This window comes from Reyranella soli (assembly GCF_007992495.1).
GTDB lineage: Bacteria > Pseudomonadota > Alphaproteobacteria > Reyranellales > Reyranellaceae > Reyranella > Reyranella soli.
The window spans coordinates 1-3,768 of sequence record NZ_BKAJ01000240.1 but is presented as its reverse complement, the minus strand read 5'-3'; the positions used below and the strand labels follow the sequence as shown (position 1 = coordinate 3,768).

Annotated in this window: 3 protein-coding genes; 2 read left to right on the top strand and 1 reads right to left on the bottom strand. The window is 67.2% G+C overall.

The features are described from left to right. Window positions 1-153: 153 nt before the first annotated feature. Window positions 154-2,241: an acetate--CoA ligase family protein gene (locus tag RSO01_RS43765; protein ID WP_147156910.1), complete on the bottom strand. Its 2,088-nt coding sequence runs from the start codon at window positions 2,239-2,241 to the stop codon at window positions 154-156. A gap of 138 nt (window positions 2,242-2,379) precedes the next feature. Between RSO01_RS43765 and RSO01_RS43760 the strand changes: the two genes are divergently transcribed. Beyond that, window positions 2,380-3,345: a Bug family tripartite tricarboxylate transporter substrate binding protein gene (locus tag RSO01_RS43760; protein ID WP_147156909.1), complete on the top strand. Its 966-nt coding sequence runs from the start codon at window positions 2,380-2,382 to the stop codon at window positions 3,343-3,345. A gap of 18 nt (window positions 3,346-3,363) precedes the next feature. Further along, the gene (locus tag RSO01_RS43755; protein WP_147156908.1) at window positions 3,364-3,762 is read left to right on the top strand and encodes a RidA family protein; all 399 of its coding nucleotides are present in this window, start codon (window positions 3,364-3,366) and stop codon (window positions 3,760-3,762) included. Window positions 3,763-3,768 lie beyond the last annotated feature (6 nt).

Genomic DNA, 3,768 nt, shown 5'->3' with positions numbered 1-3,768 from the left:
CCGTAGAGGGCCACGCCATCGTTGTGGCGCTGGCCCAAGCTGCCAGCAATGCTTTCAACGCCGACGCATCATCGCGATCCCGAATGAGCCAGCACGATCTGCCGATCCTCGAATCGCTCCCCATAGGCCCGTCACAATCACCGTGCAGAGCTACTAGGGCTGCAGCAGTACCAAGCCGTCGACCGCAACGACGCCCTCGCCTTCGCGCTTCACCAGCAACGGATTGATCTCAGCTTCCGAGACATCGGCGAAAGCCTTGTGGGCCAGGGTCGAGAAGGCGGCGATCGCCTTGGCCAGCGCAGCGACATCGCCACGCGGCAGGTTGCGATAGCCGCGAATGGTGGCAAGGCCCTTCACCTCATCGATCATCTGCTTTGCTTCGGCCTCGTCGACCGGAGCGAGACGCGTCGCGGCGTCCTTGTAGATCTCGGCCAGCACGCCGCCCAGACCGACCGTGACGGTCGGACCGACCAACGGATCGCGCCGGAAGCCTAAAATCACCTCGGCGAGGCCGCGCTCCATCTTCTGGATCAAAAAACCGTCGAGCTTGGCGTGCGGGCTGTGCGCCCTGACGCGCTTTTCCATCTCGCGCGCGGCGAGCGCCGCGGTCTGGCCATCGGGCAGGCCGAGCGCCACGCCACCGGCCTCGGTCTTGTGGGCGATGTCGCGCGACAGGATCTTCAGCACCACCGGTGCCCCGATCTCGTTTACGGCGGCGGCGACACGCTTGGCGTCGGGGATCGCGAGCGCTTTGGCGAGCGGCACGCCGAGCGCCCCAAAGAAGTCCGCCGCGCGGCGCTCGTCGAAGCTGTTGACGCGGCCGGCCTCGAGCGCGTCGAGCGCCCGGCGCGTCGGCTCGGCGAGCGCCGGCACGGGCTGCGGCGCGGGCCGCAGCAGGCAGGCTGCCATGGCCTCGGCGCAGGACTCGGGATGGCGGAAGGCCGGCACGCCGGCCGCCGTCAGCAGGGCCAGCGACTTGTCGGCCGCCGGCGTCAGCGCCACGGCGAAGGGCTTCGCCGACTTCGCGAACTTCAGCAGCGGCTCGACGGCGAGCTCGGGATTGAACTGCGCCGAGGAGCCCACGACGAAGATCGCCGCGTCGTTGGCATCGTCGGCCAACAGGCGCTCGATGGTGCCCGACACGATCTCGGGCTTGGCGCCGGCCAAGGTGAGATCGACGAGCTTGCCCTCGCCGGCCGCGATGCCCAACGGCTTCAGCCAATCGACCAGCGCCTGCGGCGGGTCGGCGATGTCGAGGCCCGCCATCGCCATGTTGTCGACCACCATGGCCGCACCGCCGCCGGTCGTGGTGGCGACCGCGACGCGCTTGCCCTTCGCCGGAGGGCGGTCGACCAGCAGGGCCGGCACGTCGATCAGCGATTCGAACATCGACACGCGCACGATGCCGTGGCGACGGCAGAAGGCGTCGAAGGTGGCGTCGGAACCGGCGATCGCGCCGGTATGCGACTTGGCGAGCTCCTGGCCGATGTCGGAGCGGCCGAGCTTGTAGGCGATCACGGGCTTGCCCGCTTCATGCGCGCGCCGAGCCGCGCGCGCCAGCCGCTCGCCGTCGCGCAGCGTCTCCATGAACAGCAGGATGGCGTTGGTCCTGGGATCGTCGACCATCATGTCGGCGATCTCGCCGACGGCGAGATCGACTTCGTTACCGACCGAGATCAGGCGCGAGAAGCCGATGCCGCGTGCATCGGCGCGCGACAGCAGGGCGCCGATCAGGCTGCCGCTCTGACTTACCAGGCCCCAGCTGCCCGATCGCAACTTGTCGACGGCGAAGGCCGCGTTGGCGGTGAGCGCCACGGCCGGATCGGTGCTGACCGTGCCGATGCTGTTGGGCCCGACCAGCCGCACGCCGGTCTCGCGCACGATGCGCGCGAGATCATCCTGCATCGACGCACCTGCCGCGCCGGCATCGGCGAAGCCGCCGGCCAGGATCGAGGCGACCTTCACGCCGCGCCGGCCACACGCTGCCAGTGCGTCGACCGCGGCCTTGCCGTTCAACAGGATGTAGGCGTGATCGATGTCGCCGCTGACGGCATCGAGATCCCTATATGCCTTCTCGCCCAGTATTTCGGTGCGCGAAGGATTTATCGGCAGAATCTCGCCGACGAAGCCGTGCTTACGCAGGAAGCGCTGTGGCCGCGAGGTCGTCTTTGTGACATCGGCGGAGGCGCCGATCAGCGCGATGCGGCGCGGTTCGAACAGGGCTTGGAACAGATCGCTCATGTTCGGACTACAGCACACCTTCCACGAAAGGTCCCTCGCTACGCTCGGGATGACAGTTGTTTTGTGATCAACGCACCCTGTCATCCCGAGCGTAGCGAGGAACCTTTATGCTGCCGGCGTCGACGCTATATTCACCGCATGATCCCTCGCCGTACATTCATCGCCGCCTCAGTGGCAGCCATGTCCTTGCCCGCCCAGGCACAAGCCTGGCCGAGCAAACCCATCAAGCTCGTCGTGCCCTACGCGCCCGGCGGCACGACCGACGTCATCGCCCGCATGGTGGCCGAATATCTCGGCCAGCGGCTCGGCCAGAACATCATCGTCGACAACAAGCCCGGCAAGGGCGCGATGGTGGGCACCGCTTTGGTCGCCAAGGCGCCACCCGACGGCTACACGCTCTTGATGTCGGTGATCTCGGGCCTGTCGATCTCGCCCACGCTCTATGGCGGCGCCGACTTCGACCCGATGGGCGATTTCATCCATATCTCGATCGCCTCGCGCAATCCCAGCGTCCTGGTGGTCAATCCAGGCTTCAAGGCCAAGACGTTCAAGGAATACATCGAGATCGCCAAGGCCGAGCCCGGCAAGCTTGCCTACGCGACCTCGGGCGCGGGCTCGAGCAACCATCTGCTGGGCGCGCAGCTCGAACAGGTCATCGGCGCCGCGCTGGTCCATGTGCCCTATCGCGGCGCCGGCCCCGCTATGGTCGACACGATCAACGGCAACGTGCCCTCGATGTTCGATTCCCTGCCGTCAGCCGCGCCGCACATCAAGGCCGGCAAGGTCCGCGCGCTCGCCGTCAGCAGCGAGGAGCGCAGCCCCGCCTTCCCCGACGTGCCGACCATGAAGGAGCTCGGCTATCCCGACCTGATCTCCTATTCGTGGTTCGGCATCTCGGTGCCGGCCAAGACGCCGCAGCCGATCGTCGATCGCCTGGCGACCGAGATGCAGGCCGTGCTGAAGGAGCCGGCCGTGGTCAAGCGCTGGGAGGAGATCGGCGCCGAGGCAAGCACGGCGACGCCCACCGAGGTGACGCGCTTCATCCAGGCCGAGATCGACAAGTGGACGCCGGTGGTGAAGTCTACGGGGGCGAAGCCCGAATAACGAAACAAGGAGACGCCCATGATCCGCCGCGTGACATCGCCCCACGTGCCCGAGCCGCCGCCCGAGCGCTGGTCGAACTGCCTGGTGTCGGACGGCATCGCCTACGTCTCGGGCATGACCGCGCGCGGCACCGATCCGGCGCAGCTCGCCAAGATGGACGAGTACGAGCAGGCGAAGCTCATCTTCAACAAGATCAAGGGCATGGTCGAAGCGGCCGGCGGCGCCATGGCCGACGTGGTGAAGGTCACGATCTACGTCACCAACATCAAGAACAACACCAAGGTGTGGAAGGCGCGGGCCGAGTTCTTCACCGGCGACTTCCCGGCCTCGACCCTGGTCGAGGTGAGCGCGCTCGCCGCGCCCGAGATCCTGGTCGAGATCGAGGCGATCGCCCACATCGGCAAGGGCAAGCGCTGATTGGAG